3 protein-coding genes are annotated in these 18,822 nt (G+C 72.9%); all 3 read left to right on the top strand.

Features of this window, described 5'->3' with window-relative positions; genetic code table 11:
• Positions 1 to 1,737: an ABC transporter ATP-binding protein gene (locus tag O3W51_RS36885; RefSeq protein WP_138351952.1), complete on the top strand. Its 1,737-nt coding sequence runs from the start codon at positions 1 to 3 to the stop codon at positions 1,735 to 1,737.
• Positions 1,734 to 3,602: an ABC transporter ATP-binding protein gene (locus O3W51_RS36880; RefSeq protein WP_269288467.1), complete on the top strand. Its 1,869-nt coding sequence runs from the start codon at positions 1,734 to 1,736 to the stop codon at positions 3,600 to 3,602. The genes O3W51_RS36885 and O3W51_RS36880 overlap by 4 nt, the downstream gene beginning before the upstream one ends.
• A gap of 41 nt (positions 3,603 to 3,643) precedes the next feature.
• Positions 3,644 to 18,822: non-ribosomal peptide synthetase (locus O3W51_RS36875; protein WP_269288466.1), on the top strand; the 15,179-nt coding region annotated here is incomplete at its 3' end.

Here is an 18,822-nt window from a genome sequence, read left to right as displayed (position 1 = left end):
GTGGCCGGGCCCACGACACCACCGGCCACCGGCGGGCGCGTCCTGCGCCGGACGACGACCCGCAACGCCCGGCGGCTGACCGCCGGAACCGTACTGATCAGCCTGCACCAGGTGTGCGAGGCGCTCGTTCCGGTGCTCATCGGCGTGATCGTGGACCGCGCGATCGGGCCGGGTGACGGGACGTCACTCCTGTGGTGGCTCGCCGGGCTGGCCGGGCTGTTCACGGTGCTGACGATCGTCTACCGGTACGGGGCACGCACTCTCATGCGGGCCCTTGCCGAAGAGACGCACCTGCTGAGGCTGGAGGTCGCCGGCCGCATCATGGATCCGCGCGGCATCGAGACCGAACTGCGCGCCGGTGACCTGCTGACGATCTCCTCCAGCGACGCCGAGAAGGCGTCGTACATCATCGACTACATACCCCGGGCGACCGGCGCGGTGGTGGCCACGGCGGTCTGCTCGGTGACCCTGCTGTTCATCGACGTCCCGCTCGGCATCGCCGTGCTGGTCGCGACACCGCTGGCGCTGCTGGCACTGCACCTGGCGACCCCGCGCATCACCCGCCGGGTCGCCGAGCAACAGGAGATGATGGGCACCGCCGCGTCCTTGGCGACCGACCTGGTCAGCGGGGTCCGGCCGCTGCAGGGCATCGGCGCCGAAGCCGCCGCGTCCCGGCGCTATGCGGAGGTCAGCCAGAAATCCCTGGCCGCCGCCCTGCGGGCAGCGCGCACCCAGGGCGTCTACAACGCGGTCTCGAACGCGAGCGGTTCGCTGCTCGCCTGCGGAATCGCCGTCGCTGCGGGCTGGTTCGCGCTGCGCGGGCGGATAACCATCGGCGAGTTCCTGACCATCATCGGGGTGGCGCAGTTCCTGATGGCACCGGTCGGCCTGCTCGCCGTCATCCCCGGCTGGATCGCCGAGGCCCGCGCGTCGGCAGACCGTATCGCGCGGGTGGTCTCCGCCCCCGTGCTGCACACCGACGACGGCGCCCCTGCCGGCCCGGCCGTCGCCGCCTCGCCCGGACTCGCGGTGCGCGGACTGCGCTACGGCACCCTCGACACGATCGATCTGGACGCCCGGCCCGGTGAGTTCGTCGGGATCGTGGCCCACCGCGGCACCGACGCCGACGCCCTCGTCCGGGTCCTGTCCGGGCGGGTGGTGCCGCACGAGTACGACGGCCAGGTGCTCCTCGGTGGGGAGCCGCTCGGCGGGATCAGCCTGGCCGACGCCCGGCGCACGATGCTGGTGGAACCGCACCGCACCGACCTGTTCGAGGGGACGCTCGCCGCCAACCTGACGGCGGGGGCGGACGGCGACGCCGACCCGGCGGCGGTGTCCGGCGCACTGGCCGCCGCCGCGGCCGGCGATGTGGTCTCGGCCCACCCCGAGGGCCTGGCGTACGAGGTGGTGGAGCGCGGGTCCGGTCTGTCCGGCGGACAGCGTCAACGGGTCGCCCTGGCAAGGGCGTTGCTGGCCCGCCCGCCGATCCTGGTGTTGCACGACCCGACGACCGCGGTGGACACCGTCACCGAACAGGCCATCGCCCAGGGCGTACGCGACCTGCGCCATCTCGCGGGGACGGCGGCGTTCACCACCGTGCTGGTGACCAACAGCCCGGCGATGCTGGCGGCCACCGACCGTGTCGTCGTCCTCGACGGCGGCCGGGTGGTCACCGAAGGGATCCACGCCGAACTCGGTGCCACCGATGACGACTACCGACGGGCGGTGCTCCGATGAGCCAACAGAGCGAACAGAGCCATCAGAGCGAGCAGAGCGAACAGCCGGACGAACACCTGCTGCCGATCGCGAACTGCCGTACCACCTGGCGCTGGCTGGGCGGCCGGCTCCGTGAACGCCCCGCCGCCCTCGCCCTCACCCTGCTGGTGGGGCTGCTGGGCGCGGCTGCGGCCGTCGTCCCGGCGTACGCGCTCGGCATCCTCGTCGACCGGGTGCGCGACGGGGCAGGCTCGTCGGCGATCCTAGGGATCGCGGTCACGATCGCCGCGGCGGCGCTCGTCGGTGGCGCCGCCACCGGCCTGACCTCGTATCTGGTGGCCCGACTCGGCGGACAGATCCTGGCCATGCTGCGTGAGCGCACCGTGTCCAGGGCTCTGACCCTGCCGGTCACCACCCTCGAACGGGCCGGCCGGGGCGACCTGCTGTCGCGGGTCAGCGCCGATGTCGCCGAGGTGAGCAACGCGCTCGTCGAACGGATCCCCGTCGTCATCTCCTCGACGTTGCTCGGCACCCTCACGCTGGCCGCCATGTCGAGCCTGGACTGGCGGCTCGGGCTGGCCGGCGCCGTGGCCGTACCCCTCTACGTGCTGGCGCTGCGCTGGTATCTGCCCCTGGCCATGCCCCGGTACGCCAAGCAGCGCAAGACCGTCGCGCGGTCGTCGCAGCGCCTGGTGGAGAGCATGCAGGGCCGGCGTACGGTGCACGCCTATGGGTTGCAGGATCGCCATCTGGAGAACATCGACATGGCGTCCCGGAGTTCACGGGATGTGTCGGTCTGGGTGTTCGACCTGTTCACCCGCTTCGTGGGCCGGGTCAACCGCGCCGAGTTCGGTGGTCTGTCCGTCATTCTCGTCACCGGGTTCCTGCTGGTCCGCGAGGGCACCGTGACGGTCGGTCAGGCCGCGGCCGCAGCGGTGCTGTTCCACCGGCTGTTCGAACCGATCGGCATGCTGCTCTTCGTCTTCGACGAGGTACTGGCCGCGGGGGCGAGCCTCGCCCGGCTGGTGGGTGTGGTCAAGATGCCCCCGGAGCAGGAGCGGGAGCAGGAACAGGAACAGGGACCGGGGCAAGTGTCCGGGGCCCCCGGACAGGTTCCCGCGGACGCCTCGCTCGACCTGACCGATGTGCACTTCGCCTACGCCGGCGGGGCCGATGTACTGCGGGGGATCAGCATGCGGGTACCCGCAGGGTCCCGGGTGGCGTTGGTCGGCTCGACCGGCGCGGGCAAGTCCACGCTGGCCGCCATCGTCGCCGGATCGCTGCGTCCGCGGCGCGGCACCGTGCAGTTGGGCGGAGTGTCGCCCGCCGCGCTCGGAACCGACGGGTTCCGCGGCCGGGTCGCCCTGATCACCCAGGAGATCCATGTCTTCGCCGGACCGCTCATCGAGGACCTGAGGCTGGCCAGCCCCGGCGCCACAGTTCAGCGGGCCACGGAGGCGCTGACCACGGTGGGCGCTCTGGAGTGGGCCGAGGCGCTGCCCGAGGGACTGGACACCGTGGTCGGCGAGGGCGGGCACGAGCTGACCGCCGCCCAGGCCCAGCAACTCGCACTGGCCCGGCTCGTACTGGCCGACCCGGCGGTGGCGGTGCTCGACGAGGCCACGGCCGAGGCGGGCAGCCTCGGCGCCCGGTTGCTCGAGGAGTCCGCCGCCGCGGCGACGCGCGGGCGGACCACGCTGATAGTGGCGCACCGTCTGACCCAGGCGGCGTCGGCCGACCGGGTCGTCGTGCTCGAACACGGCCGCATCGTCGAAGAGGGGTCGCACGAGACGCTGGTCGGGGCCGGAGGCCGTTATGCCCAGTTGTGGTCGGCATGGGAGTCCCGGACCCCGACTTCCCCTGATAATAAGGTTAGGCTAGCCTAAGTATTCGGCTGACCCTCACCTGATAGGCGGAACAAGAGAACATGACGGCGCCCACCACCATCACCACCGTCGCGGACCTGTTCATCGCCCAGGTGAGCCGCACACCGGAAGCCGTCGCCCTGGTGGCCGGGGACGTGCGCCTGACCTACCGGGAGCTCGGAGACCGCGTCCACCAGCTCGCGCACCGGCTGGGGGAGTTGGGCCTGCGGTCCGAGGAGGTCGTGGCGATCTCGACGCCGCGTTCGCCGGAGATGGTGGTCGGTGTGCTGGCGGTGATGGTCGCGGGCGGCGCCTTCGTCCCGGTCGATCCGGCCTGGCCGCAGGAGCGCCGCCGTCAGGTCCGCGCCGACGCGCAGGCCCGGTTGGTCATCGCCGCCCCCGGCGGGGAGTTGGACATCGAGGCGAACGCCCTGGTCGAGGTGGACCTCGGGGACTGGAGCCACGGCCACCACAGCACCGACGCGCCGCATCCGCCGATCCAGGGCCCCCAGCTCGCATACGTGATCTTCACCTCCGGTTCTACCGGGAAGCCGAAGGGCGCGATGATCCGCCATGAGGCGATCTGCGAACGGCTGTTGTGGCAGGTGGAGCACATCCTGGGCTTCGGCCCCGGTGACGCCTCTCTCTTCAAGGCGCCGCTGTCGTTCGACATCTCCGTCAACGAGATCCTGCTGCCGCTGGTCTGCGGCGGCTACGTCGTCGTGGCCGAGCCCGGCGGCGAACGCGACCCGCAGTACCTGCTCGACCTGATCGCCCGCGAGGGGGTCACCTTCGTCTACCTCGTCTCGTCCATGCTCGACGTTCTGCTGGAGATGGCACGCGGCACCTCGCTGCTCTCCGGCCTCAAGCACGTGTGGTGCGGCGGCGAGGTCCTCACTCCGGAACTGTTCGAACGGTTCCGCAGCCGGCTGGGCACTACGCTGTACCACGGGTACGGTCCGGCCGAGGCGACCATCGGTGTCTCGCACGTGATCTACCGGGACACCGCCGAGCGGATCGCCACCTCGATCGGCAGGCCCAACCCGCACACCCGCCTGTATGTCCTGGACGAGCAGTTGGAACAGCTGCCCGCCGGGGAGACCGGCGAACTGTACGCGGCCGGGTTCCTGCTCGGCCGCGGCTATGTGAACGCGCCGTCGCTGACCGGGTCGCGGTTCGTCGCAGACCCGTTCGAGGGCGACGGCAGCCGGATGTACCGCACCGGCGACCTGGCCCGCTGGAACACCGACGGCACCCTGGAGTTCGTCGGCCGGGCCGACAACCAGGTGAAGATCCGCGGCATGCGTCTGGAACTGGAGGAGGTCGAGGCCGCCCTCGCCGCGCACCCGTCCGTCCGGCAGGCCGCCGTCGTCGTCTTCACCAACGCCGCCGGGGCCAAGCAACTGGCGGGCTACGTCACCGTCGACGAACCCCTTGAGGCCGACGGCGGCAGCGCTGACGACAGGCTGCGCGTGTGGTGCGCCGGGCGGCTCCCCGAGTACATGGTGCCCGGCGTCCTGACCGTACTGGACAGGCTCCCGGTGACGGCCAACGGCAAGGTGGACCGGCAGGCTCTCCCAGCGCCCGCGGTGACCACCGCGCCCCGGACCAGGCCCGCGCGCACCCCCCTGGAAAGCACGCTCTGCTCCATCTTCGCCTCGGTTCTCGGCCTCGACCGGGTCGACGCGGAAGACGACTTCTTCGCCCTCGGCGGTGACAGCATCATCGCCATCTCCGCGGTGCGCCAGGCCCAGCGCGCCGGGCTCGTGCTGCGTGCCCGCGACCTCTTCACCGGGCGTACCCCGGCAGCGCTCGCCATGGTGGTGCGCCCCCTGGACACCGCCGCCGCGCCCACGGTGGCCGCCACCGGTCCAGTGCCGTCCACCCCGATCATCTGCTGGCTGCAGGAGGCCGGTCCGAGCCTGGACGGTTTCTTCCAGTCCATGACCGTGCGCACACCCGCCGCGCTCACCACCGGGCGGCTCGACGAGATCGTCACCGCGGTGCTGGACGTGCACGACGTGCTGCGCGCCCGCACCGAGGGCACCTCGCCTTGGACGCTGACCATCGCCCCAGCCGGGGCGCGGCCGGCCGCCGACGTGATCACCAGGGTGGACGCGGCCGGCCTGGACCAGGCGGCGTTGGCCTCGGCCGTCGAAGACGCCACCACCGCGGCCGCCGCCCGGCTCGACACCGCGGCCGGCCGGATGATCGAGCTGGTCTGGCTGGACGCGGGCCCGGACCGCCAGGGCCGTCTCGTCCTGGTGATCCACCATGTGGTCGTCGACGGCGTATCGCTGCGGGTGCTCCTCGAGGACCTGGCAGCGGCCTGGGACGCCGCGGTAGCGGGCCACGACGTGGCACTCCCGCCCGCCCCCACCTCGCTGCGGAAGTGGGCGACCCAGCTGACCGAGGCGACCCGGACGGGCGTCTTCGCCGCCGACGAGGACCACTGGCACCGTGTCGCCGCTGCGGCCGATCCGCTGCTGGGCGTACGCCCCCTCGACCCGCAGTGCGACGTGGTCGCGAACGAGGAGTCGCTGACCGTCGAGCTGTCCGCCGCAGTGACGGCCAGGCTGCTCGGCCCGGTCCCCGCCGCGATCCATGGCGGCGTCAACGACGCCCTGGTCGCCGCGGCGGCGCTCGCGCTGGGTCACTGGCGGGCGGCGGACTCCGCCGTACTCCTGGAGCTGGAGGGCCACGGCCGCGAGGAGGATGCCCCTGGGGACGCCGACCTGTCGCGCACCTTCGGCTGGTTCACCACGCTCTTCCCCGCCGTCCTCGACCCCGGATCCGCCCCCTGGGAACGGCTGCTGGCCGGCGGCGCGGAGCTCGGCGCGGCGGTGAAGGCCGTCAAGGAACAACTCCGCGAGGTGCCCCGGCGAGGGCTCAGCTACGGCGCGCTGCGCTACCTGGGCATTGCGCCCCGACCTGATCTGGCCGTGTCGCCCCAGGTGCTCTTCCACTACCTGGGCCGGTTCGAGGCCGACACCGACCGGCCGTGGACGGCCGTCGGCGGCAAGGAGGTCGTCGTCGAACGGCGCGACCCGAAGATGCCCCTGCCGCGGGCGCTCGAGATCAACGCGGTGGCGGTGGAGACGGCAGGCGGACCGGTACTGCAGACCCGGTTCAGCTGGCCGAACGGGATCCTGGACGCCGCCGAGGTGGGGCGGCTGGCCCAGCTGTGGACCGAACTGCTCGATGCCGTGGCGGGCAGCGACGCCGTCACCGGGCACACCCCGTCGGACTTTCCGCTGCTGGCCCTGGACGCCGCCGACGTCACCGCGCTCGAGGCCGCGGCGGGACCGGACGGCCTGCGCGAGGTGCTGCCGCTCAGCCCGCTGCAGACCGGCCTTTACTTCCACGCCACGTTCGCCCGCGACTCCGATCCGTATGTCGTCCAGCAGATCATCGAACTGGACGGGCCGCTCGACGCCGACCGGCTCAGGCTGGCCGCCGAACGCGTCCTCGACCGGCACCCGCACCTGGGTTCGGCGTTCCGGACGATCGGCGACGGCGAGGTGGTGGCCGTGACCGCCGGACGCACCAGGGTGCCGTGGCGCTTCGACGACCTCGGCTCCGACAACGTCGAGGAACGTCTCGACGAACTGGCCCGCGCGCAGCGTGAGGTGCCGTTCGACCTGACGGAACCGCCCGCGATGCGCTACGCGCTGGTGCGGCTCGGCCCGGACCGGCACATACTGATCCACACCGTGCACCACATCCTCGCCGACGGCTGGTCGGTGCCGCTGATGCTGCGCGAACTCCTCGGGCTGCACGCCGGAACCGAACTTCCCGCACCGGTCCCCTACGCGGACTTCCTGCGGACGCTCGCCGGAACCGGTACGGAGGACGCGGTCGAGGCCTGGGCCCGCTCCCTCGACGGTGTCACCGCGCCGACCCGGCTGGCCGGGACGCTCGCCGCGCCGCCGCAGCCGGGCACGGGCTTCGGCCGGGTCGGCGGCGAACTGCCCGCGGAGCTGAGCCGACGGCTGCGCGAGTACGCCGCCGGCCACGGGCTCACGCTCAGCGCGGTGCTCACCGGGGCGTGGGGCATCCTGCTCGGACGGCTCACCGGCTCCGCCGATGTCACCTTCGGACTGACCGTCTCGGGGCGCGGCGGCGACCTGCCGGGCCTGGACCGGATCATCGGCCTGCTGATCAACACGGTGCCGATCCGGGTGCGTTGCGCCCCCACCGAACGTGTCACGGACGTGCTGCGGCAGTTCGCCGACGTCCAGTCGGGGCTGCTGGAGTACGAGCAGGTGCCGCTGGCCGAGCTGCAACGGCGTATCGGCGTGCCCGAACTCTTCGACACCCTCGTGGTCATCGAGAACTACCCGGCGCCCGACACCTCGGTGGGCGGGCTCACCGTGACCGCGCTGCGCACCGTGGAGGCCCCGCACTACCCGGTGACGCTGATGGCCAAGCCCGGCGAGCGGACCGAGGTCGTACTGACCCACGACCGGACGCTGATCGGCGCGCAGGCCGCAGCGGACCTGCTGGCCAGGTACGAGACCGTGCTCGCCGCGATCACCGAAGCCCCCGACCGGGCCTGTGGCGCACTCGAAACGGTCACCGGCGGGCAGCGGGACCTGGTCCTCGCGGCGGGCACCGGCGCGTTCCGGACGACCGTCGCGAGCGTGCCGGCGATGTTCGCCGACCGTGTCGCCGAGCACCCCACCCGTACGGCGGTGAGCTGCGGCGACTCCTTCCTGACCTACGGCGAGCTGGACGCCCGCGTGGACCGGGTGGCCCGCGCGCTGGTGGCCACCGGGGTACGGCGCGGCGACATCGTCGCGGTGTCGACCACACGCTCCACGGACCTGGCGGTGGCCCTGCTCGCGGTCATCCGCAGCGGCGCGGCCTATCTGCCGGTCGATCCCGGTTATCCGGCGTCCCGCGTCGAGTTCATGCTGGCCGACGCGCGGCCGGTCGCCGTCCTCACCGACGACGCCACCGCCCGTTCGCTGCCCCCGCACAGCCTGCCGACGCTCACCGTCCGGGCCGCCGCCGCAACCATCGCCACCACTGTTGAACTGCCCGTTCCTGACGGTTCCGAAGCGGTGTCCGTCGTCTACACCTCCGGCTCCACCGGGCGGCCCAACGCCGTCGTCGGTACCCACGACGGGCTGGCCGGCCGGCTGGCCTGGGCACGGGAGCAGTGGTCGAACACCGGCCGTGACGTCCGGGTGGCCAAGAGTTCGCTGAGTTTCATCGACGGCACCACCGAACTGCTCGGCGGGCTGGTCGCCGGAGCCACCACGGTCATCGCCGACGACACCGTCGCCGCCGACGGCGCGGCGCTGGCCCGCCTCGTCGACCGGTGCGGCGCCACCCAACTGCTGGCCGTGCCGAGCCTGGCCTCGGCGCTGGCCGAGACCGCGCCGCAGCACCTGGCCGGGATCGGCCGCTGGATCCTCAGCGGCGAGGCCCTGGACGAGGTCTGCCTGCGGGCTCTGGCGCAGGCATCGCCCGACGCGGTGGTCGTCAACTCCTACGGTTCCGCCGAGGTCGCCGGGGACGTGCTGACCACCGAGGTGTCGCTGGACCGTCCGGTGGCCCTGGGCGCACCGGTGCCCGGCGTCCGCGTATACCTGCTCGACTCCGCGCTCGGCCTGGCCACTCCCGGCACGGTCGGCGAGATCTATGTCGGCGGCGCCCAGTTGGCCCGGGGCTACCTGGGCCAGGGCGCCGCCACCGCGGCCCGCTTCGTGGCCGATCCCTTCGGCTCGGGTGCCCGGCTCTACCGGACCGGCGACCTGGGGCGCTGGACGGTGGACGGAAAGGTGGAGTTCCTGGGCCGCGCCGACGACCAGGTGAAGATCAACGGCCACCGGGTCGAACCGGCCGAGGTCGAGGCCGCGTTGCGTCGCAGGTCCGGCGTGGCCGAGGCGGTCGCGGCCGTACGGCCCACCGCGGCGGGCGTTCCCACCCTGCACGGTTACGTGGTCGCCGTCGACGGCGAGCGGATCGAGGCGGGCGCGGTGCTGGCCGCGCTGCGCACCGAACTCCCGCCCTACCTGGTCCCGGCGACGGTGACCGTCCTCGACGAGTTGCCACTGCTGCCCAACGGCAAGCGCGACCGCGCCGCGCTGCCCGACCCCGCGCGGGCCCCCCGGCGCGCCGTCAGGACCGCGCCGCTCACCGCCCGGGCGGCGCTGCTGCGCGACCGGTTCGCCGAACTCCTCGGCATCGCCGAGTTCGACGTCGAGGACGACTTCTTCGCCCTGGGCGGCGACAGCATCACCGCGATCCGGGCGGTGAACCGGCTGTCCCGCGAGGGTGTCGACCTGACCACCGAGGAGCTGTTCCGGCTCCGCACCCCGGCCGCGATCGACGCCCGGCTGGGTGCCGCGCAGGATGTGGGCCCGGTGGTGCCGACGACCGTACGGCCTGCCGCGCTGACGCCCGACCAACTGGGCACCGTAACGCTCGACCAGGAGGAGATCGACCGGATCTGTGCCGCGGGACCGGTGCCCGTCGAAGACATCTGGGCGCTGTCCCCGCTGCAGGCCGGTGTCTACTACCAGGCGGTCTACTCCGACGGGGTCACCACCTACATCGCCCAGAACTCCTTCGACCTCGACCGCAGGATCGACGTCCCGGCGATGACCACGGCGTTCGAGGCGCTGCTCCAGCGGCATCCGACGCTCCGGGTCTCGTTCGCCGAGGTGTCGTCCGGCGTCGTGCAGGTCATCGGCTCCCGGGTGCCCGCGGAGGTGACCGTGGCCGACCTGTCGGCGGGCACGCTCGCAGGCCGGCAGGCCGAGCTGGACGAACTGATGCGGGCCGACCGGGAGTTGCCGTTCGACCTGGGCCGCCCGCCGCTCATGCGGCTGACGGTGGTGCGGCTGCCCGATGGGTGCGACCGGCTGCTGCTGACCTCTCACTTCCTGCTGTGGGACGGCTGGTCCCGCGAGCTGGTGCTGCGTGAGCTGTTCGCCCTGTACGGCTCCGGGGGCGCCCGTGGCGCGCTGGAGCCGCCGCGCTCGACGTTCCCCGACTATCTGGCGTGGGTCGCCGACCGCGACCGTACGGCCGCGGCCGACGCCTGGACGCGTGCGCTGTCCGGGCTGGCGGAGCCCACCATCCTGGTGCCGCAGGCGGCGGGACTCGAACCGATCCCGTCCGAGCGGGTCTTCGCGGTGCTGCCCGCCGAGCTGACCGCCCGGCTGGACGAGCACGCCCGCCGCGGCGGCGTCACCCTCAACTCGCTGCTCACCGCCGCGCTGGGCGTCCTGATCGGCTATGAGACCGGACGTACCGACGTCGTACTCGGCACCACCGTGACAGGACGGCCCACCGCGCTGCCCGGTATCGAGGACGTCATCGGCCTCTTCCTGAACACCGTCCCGGCCCGGATCACGCCGACGCCGTCGCAGACCGTCCTCGACCTGGCAGGCAGGGTCCAGGAGGACCGGCTGGAGCTGGCACCGCACGAGTACCTCGGGCTCGGCGACATCCAGCGCGCGGCCGGCCGCGACCAGCTCTTCGACTCCCTGTTCGTGCTGCAGAACTTCCTCGGCGACGCCACTTTCACCGAGCTGGAGCGGGAGCAGGGCATCACCGGGGTCGAGTACATCGACACCACGCACTACCCGTACACCTGGGTACTCACCCCCGGCGCCAACCTGCGGATCAAGCTGGAGTACCGGCCCGATGTGATCGCCGAGGCCGACGCGGACCGGCTGGTGCGCCGGCTGGTCCAGGTGCTCCGGCAGTTCGGCGACGGGCTGTCCACGCCGCTCGCCGCGCTGGACCTGTCGCTCGACGAGGAGCGGACCGCGCGGTTCGGGCAATGGGCGGCCGTCGCACAGCCGATCGGCGAGGAGAGCATCGCCGACCTGCTCGCCCAGCGCGCCACCGCCTGCCCGGACGAGACCGCCCTGGTCTTCGGGCCCACCCGGCTGACGTACGCCGAACTCGACGCCCAGGTCAACCGCTGCGCGCGGCTGCTGCTTTCGCGGGGCGCGGGACCCGGCGAGATCGTCGCGCTGGGCCTGCCGCGTTCCACCGACACCGTCGTGGCGCTGTTCGCGGTGCTGCGCACCGGCGCCGCCTACCTCCCGCTGGACCTCGACCACCCGGTGGACCGGCACGCCACCATGCTGGACGACGCCGCGCCGCGGCTGCTGCTGGCGTCCACCTCCGGCGTCGCACTCGCCGATCACCAGCGCGGGCTCGGCGGCGGCTGCCTGCTGCTCGACGACCCGGCGCTCCGCGCCGAACTGGACGGCCTGTCCGGCGCGCCCCTTGCCGACGTCGAACTGGGCGCCTTCGCACCGGGCGTCCCGGGCCGACTGGAGCACCCGGCCTATGTCATCTACACCTCGGGCTCGACCGGCCGCCCGAAGGGCGTTGTCACCCCGTACCGGGGCCTGACCAACATGCAGATCAACCACCGGGCCGAGATCTTCGAACCGGCGGTGGCCCGCGCCGCCGGGCAGGGCCGGTCGCGGCTGCGCATCGCGCACACCGTGTCGTTCGCCTTCGACATGTCCTGGGAGGAGTTGCTGTGGCTGGTCGAGGGCCACGAGGTGCACGTCTGTGACGAGGAGCTGCGCCGCGACGCCACCGCCCTGGTCGGCTACTGCCGTGACAACGGCATCGACGTGATCAATGTGACGCCGACCTACGCCCACCACCTCTTCGAGGAAGGCCTGCTCGACCCCGCAGGACATCCGCCGTGCCTGGTGCTGCTCGGCGGCGAGGCGGTCAGCGATGCCGTCTGGTCGCGGCTGAGCGAGCCCGGCGGAGCCGTCGGCTACAACCTCTACGGGCCGACCGAGTACACCATCAACACGCTCGGTGCGGGCACCCCCGACAGCGCGACTCCGACGGTGGGACGCCCCATCCTCAACACCCGCGCGCACATCCTCGACCCCTGGCTGCGGCCGGTCCCCGACGGCGTCGTGGGCGAGCTGTACATCGCGGGTGCCGGGCTGGCCCAGGGTTATCTGCACGCGACCGGGCTGACCGCGTCCCGGTTCACGGCCGACCCGTTCACGCCGGGCGGGCGCATGTACCGTACCGGCGACCTGGTGCGCCGCCGTAGGGACGGCAACATCGACTACCTGGGGCGGGCCGACGACCAGCTCAAGATCCGGGGCTACCGGGTCGAACCGGGCGAGATCGAGTCGGCGCTGACCGCACTTCCGCAGGTCCGGCAGGCGGCGGTCGTCGCCCGCACCGAGTCGACGGTGACCGGCCTGAAGCGGCTGATCGCGTATGTCATCCCGGCCGATCCGCAGGCCGACACCGGGCAGCTGATCTCCGGGCTGCGCGAGGCGCTGGCCGAGCGGCTCCCGGACTACATGGTCCCCGCGCTGTACGGCGTCGTCGGTGGACTCTCGCTGACCGTCAACGGCAAGCTGGACGTCGCCGCGCTGCCCGAGCCCGTCACGGCCGGCGGCGGCAGCCACCGCGCGCCCCGTGACGAGCGCGAACGCATACTGGCCGGGATCTTCGCGGACGTACTGGCGCTGCCGGCGATCGGCATCGATGACGACTTCTTCGCCCTGGGCGGCGACAGCATCTCCTCCATCGCGGTATCGGGCCGGGCCCGCAAGGGCGGGCTGCATCTGACGCCGCGTGACATCTTCCGCCGCCGCAACGTGCAGGCGCTGGCCGCCGCGCTGCCGCAGGACCTCCGGCCGGTGAGCGCTGTCCGGGACATCGGGGTGGGGCCGGTCGCGCCGACCCCGATGCTCGCCGAGACGGTCGCGGCGGAGACCCCGCTGAGCCACTTCTACCAGTCGATGCTGCTGCGCACCCCGGCCGGTCTGGACGCCGCGGGCCTGGTTCGGGTGCTGCGGGCGCTGCTCGACCGGCACGATCTGCTGCGGGCGCGGACCGAACACGGCGGCGGCAGCTGGTCGTTGGTTGTCCCGCCGGAACCGGTGGACGCAGCGGCTCTGCTGTCGGTGGCCGACACGGACGGCCCCGGTGACGACGTGGACGACGCCGCTGCAGCCGCCGCGGCCCGGCTGCGGCCCGACGACGGTGTCATGGTGCAGGCCGTCTGGTACCCCGCCGCCGATCCGGCAGGGCAGGGGCGGCTGCTGCTGGTCGTCCACCACCTCGTCGTGGACGGTGTCTCGTGGAGGATCATCGGTGACGACCTGGCCCGGGCCTGGACCGAGGTACGCGCGGGGCGTGAACCCGTCCTGGACGAGGTGCCGACCTCGTTCCGTACCTGGTCGCAGCTGGTCTCGGACGCCGCGGCGCAGGGCGTCTTCGCAGCGGAGGCCGGGCACTGGCAGGAGGTCCTCGCTGTGTCCGACCCGGTACTCGGCAGCCGCCCGGTGGACCCCGTGACCGACACCGCGGCCACCGTGCGGTCGCTGACCGTGTCGCTCCCCGCCGACGTCAGTACGGCCCTGCTGTCGCGGGTGCCCGCCGCGATGCACGGCGGCGTCAACGATGTGCTGCTCACCGGGTTCGCCGCCGCGCTGGGCCGCTGGCGCGGGGCGGGTTCAGCGGTGCTGCTGAGCCTGGAGGGCCACGGCCGGGACGGCGATGTCGTCGAGTCCGAGGCCGATCTGTCCCGTACGGTCGGCTGGTTCACCGCCATCCACCCGGTCGCCGTCGACCCCGGTCCGCTGGACTGGGACGAGGTCGTCGCGGGCGGACCCGCCCTGGCCCGTGCCGCCAAGGCGGTCAAGGAACAGCTGCGTGCGGTGCCCCGCCGCGGCCTGGGCTACGGCGTACTCCGCTATCTCACGGACCGGGCGGCCACCTCCTGGCCCGCGCCGCCGCAGATTCTCTTCAACTACCTGGGCCGGTTCGGCGCGGGTACCGACGCGGACTGGTCGGCGGCCGGGCCGCTGCGCGAAGGCGTCGCCCCGACCAACCCTGCGATGACCCTCGAGGTGAACGCCCTGGCGGAGGACGGGCCAGACGGGACCGTGCTCAGTGCCACGCTGTCCTGGCCGTCGGGCGTGTTCGACCGGACGGACCTGGCGGAGCTGGCCGACCTGTGGACGGCCGCTCTGACCGGCCTCACCCGCTGCGACCTGGCCGGGCACACCCCGTCGGACTTCCCGCTGGTCGAGCTGGCCCAGGACGACGTGGACCGGCTGGCCCCGGACGTCCGGGACGTCCTGCCGCTGCTGCCGCTGCAGGAAGGCATGTACTTCCACGCCAGGATCGCCGACGCCGACGACGGCGCGGACACCTATCTGGTGCAGCAGATCGCCGAGCTGACCGGGCCGGTCGACCCGGCGGCGCTGCGGCAGGCGGTCACCGCGACGGTGCACCGCCATGACGCGCTGCGCGCCTGTTTCGCCGAGACCGGTGACGGCCGGGTCGTCCAGGTCCTCGCCGGGACCGTCGAGGTGCCCTGGCGCGAGCTGGACCTCGGCGGACTCGACCGGGACACCGCGCTGGACCGGCTTGCCGAGTTCACCGCCGCCGAGCTGGCCGAACCCTTCGACCTCGAACGGCCGCCGCTGCTGCGCTACGCGCTCGTATCGCTGAGCGCGGACGAGCACCGGCTGGTCGAGACGATGCACCACATCCTCGCCGACGGCTGGTCCTACCCGCTGGTCTTCGGCGACATGATCGACTCCTACCGCGGCGGCCTCGCCGGCGGCGGGTTCGAGCTGCCCGCACCCGCGGTGACCTTCCGCGACCACGTCGAGGCGGTGGCGGGCCGCGACCGGGCCGCCACCCGCGAGGTGTGGCGGGCGGCGCTGTCCGGGGTCGGGGACACGACCCGGCTGATCGACGTCGAACCGGGACAGCGGGTGTCGCACCACGAGAACGTGGTGCGGCGGCTGTCGCCCGGGTCCACCTCCGCACTGGCGACCGCCGCCCGCGACCTGGGCGTGACACTGTCGACGGCGGTGCACGCCGCCTGGGGCCTGCTGCTCGGGCAGCTGCTCGGCCGCGAGAACGTCGTGTTCGGCTCGACCGTGTCGGGCCGGGGTGGAGAGCTGCCCGGCGTCGAGACCATCGTGGGCCTGCTCATCAACACCGTCCCGGTGCCGATGTCCTGGCACCCGGGGCAGTCGCTGGGCGAGGTCCTGACCGCGCTGCAGGAGCAGCAGACCGACCTGCTCGACGCGCAGCACATCGGCCTGGGCGAGCTGGCCAGGATGGCCGGGGTCCGGGAGTTCTTCGACACCATGGTGGTGGTCGAGAACTTCCCGTCGATACCCGGCGGCGACACCCCCGGCACCCTCCAGGTCCGCGGTTTCACCGGCACCGACTCGCCGCACTACCCGGTGTCGCTGGTCGCGTTCCCCGGGGAGCAGTTGGCGCTGGAGCTCAAGTACGACGTGGAACTGGTCGGCCACGAACAGGCGGCAGCCCTCCTGGAGCGGGTCGAACTGTTGCTGGCCGCCTTCACCGCCGACCCGGCACGGCCGGTGTCCGCACTGGACCTGCTCACCCAACGGGAGCGGGCCGTGGTCCAGGCCGTCCCGGCCGCCGACCCGGAACGGGTCGACGACACCGCCACGCTGGCACGGGCCTACGAGGACGCGCCATCACGTCCCGGGGCGACCGCCGTCGCCTTCGGTGAGGACCGGCTCAGCTACGCCGAGTTGGACGAGCGCGCCAACCGGCTGGCCCGCGAGCTGATCGCCCGGGGCATCGCACCTGGGTCGCGGGTGGCCGTGGCGCTGCCCCGCTCCACCGGCCTGATCGTCGCGCTGCTCGCCGTCGTCAAGGCGGGCGGCTGCTACGTACCGCTGGACACCGACGCTCCGCCGAGCAGGCTCGGCTACATCCTGGACGACTCCGCGCCGCTGTGCGTGCTGACCGACCGCGCCACCTCGCCCGCCTTCTCCGGCAGCTCCGCGCCGGTACTGGCCCTGGACGAACCGGAGTTCGCCGCGTCGGTATCGCGGCGGCGCACGGACCCGCCGACCGACGCCGACCGGGCCGCGCCGCTGCTGGCCGACCACGCCGCGTACGTCATCTACACCTCGGGCTCGACCGGCCGCCCCAAGGGAGTGGTGGTCCCGCACCGCAGCGTGCTGTCGCTGTTCGCCGGGTCACGGAAGGTGTTCGACTTCAGTGAGGCCGACGTGTGGACGATGTTCCACTCGTCCGCCTTCGACTTCTCGGTGTGGGAGCTGTGGGGCGCGCTGCTGCACGGCGGCCGGCTGGTAGTCGTCGCGGGCGATGTCGCCCGCGACCCGCAGCGCTTCCACGAGCTGCTGCGGCGCGAGCGGGTGACCGTCCTCAACCAGACCCCGTCGGCCTTCTACCCGCTCACCGAGACCGACCGGACGGCACCCGACGGCCTGGCGCTGCGCTACGTCGTCTTCGGGGGCGAGGCACTGGACCCGCTTCGCCTGACGGACTGGCACCGCCGCCACCCGGGCGGCGCACCGCTCCTGGTGAACATGTACGGCATCACCGAGACCTGCGTGCATGTGTCGTTCCGGCCGCTCGGGCCCGGCGACGCCGCCAGCGTCATCGGCGGGCCGCTGCCGGGGCTGCGCGTGCACGTCCTGGACCACGCGCTGCGGCCGGTACCGCCCGGCGTCGCCGGTGAGATGTACGTCGTCGGCGACCAGCTCGCCGCCGGCTACCTGGACCGGCCGGGCCTGTCCGCGAGCCGGTTCGTGGCCGACCCGTTCTCCGGTACGCCAGGGGGCCGGATGTACCGCAGCGGCGACCTGGCCCGCTGGACGCCCGAAGGCGACCTGGTCTACCTGGGCAGGTCCGACAGGCAGGTGAAGATCCGGGGCTACCGGATCGAGCTGGGCGAGATCGAGTCGGCACTGCTCGCCGTCGAGGGCGTCGCCAATGCGGCGGTGACGGTCCGCGAGGACGAGCCGGGACGACGGCGCCTGGTGGCGTATCTGGTCGCCAGGTCCGGTTCCCAGATGGACGCCGACGAGGTCCGGGCCCGGCTGGGCGAGCAGCTGCCCGGCTATCTGGTCCCGCAGTCCTTCGTGACGCTCGACGCGCTGCCGCTGACCGTCAACGGCAAGCTCGACCGTGACGCACTGCCCGCACCCGCCGCCCGATCCTCGGCCGCTGCGCCGTCGGTGGCCGTCGCGCCCGCCGTCACCGCGCCGTCGGCCGTCGGCGCCCTCCAGGAGCTGTTCGCCGAGGTGCTGCGGCTCGACGAGGTCGGCCCCGGCGAGGACTTCTTCACCCTCGGCGGTGACAGCATCATCGCCATCCAGCTGGTCAACCTGGCGCGCCGCCGGTCGCTGCGGCTGTCGCCGCGCGAGGTGTTCGTACACCGGACCCCGGCGGCTCTCGCCGAGGTGATCGCACCGACCGCGGCGGCCCCGGCCGCCGCAATCGAAGAAGCCCCGTCCGATGGCATCGGCGAGGTCATGCTCATGCCGATCGTGCAGCGACTGGCCGAACTGGGCGGGACGATCAAGCGGCTCAACCAGGCCGAACTGCTCCGCACCCCGCCGTCCCTGACTCTGGATCAGCTGACTGCCATGCTCACCGCCCTGGTCGGCAGGCACGACGCGCTCAGGCTCCGGCTGCACCGCCCGTCGCCGCTGCTCTGGTCGCTGGAGGCCGTCGCGGAGACACCGGCGGACCTGGCGGAGGTGGTGGACGCCACCGGTCTCGACGACGACGCGTTCGCCGAACTGATCGCCGTGACGTCCGACGCCACCGCCGACCGACTGGACCCCGACACCGGGCAGATGCTGCGGGCCGTCCTGTTCGACCGGGGCGAGGAGCAGGGCAGACTGCTACTGGTGGCGCACCACCTGGTGACCGACGGGGTGTCCTGGCACATCCTCGTCGACGACCTGCGCCAGGCCTGGGAACAGCTGGCCGACGGGCGCACTCCGCGCCTCGACCCGGTCGGCACTTCGCTGCGGACCTACGCCCGCACGCTGACCGAGAACGCCGGGCAGGCGAACCGCCTCGGTGAGTTCGGCCATTGGACCGAGGTGCTGGCCCCCGGGGCCGACCTCGATCCCACGGCGCTCACCTTCGGGCTGACCGTGGGCGCCACCCGCGACCACGTACTGCGCCTCCCGGCCGAGGTCACCGCACCGCTGCTCACCTCGGTGCCGGCCGCCGCCGAGGCCGACGTCACCGAGACGCTGGTGGCGACGTTGCACCTGGCGGTGGCCCGGTGGCGTGCCGCCCGTGGCGGCGACGCGTCCGCGCCGCTCCTGCTCGACCTGGAACGGCACGGCCGTGAGCCGGTCGGTGACGACACCGATCTGTCGCGCACCGTCGGCTGGTTCACCGCCATCGCCCCGGTACGTCTGCCGGGCATCACCGGCGACCTGGCTCCGAC

This window comes from Streptomyces sp. H39-C1, assembly GCF_027158125.1.
GTDB classification, from domain to species: Bacteria; Actinomycetota; Actinomycetes; order Streptomycetales; family Streptomycetaceae; genus Actinacidiphila; species Actinacidiphila fildesensis.
This window is presented reverse-complemented; position numbering and strand designations above follow the sequence as displayed.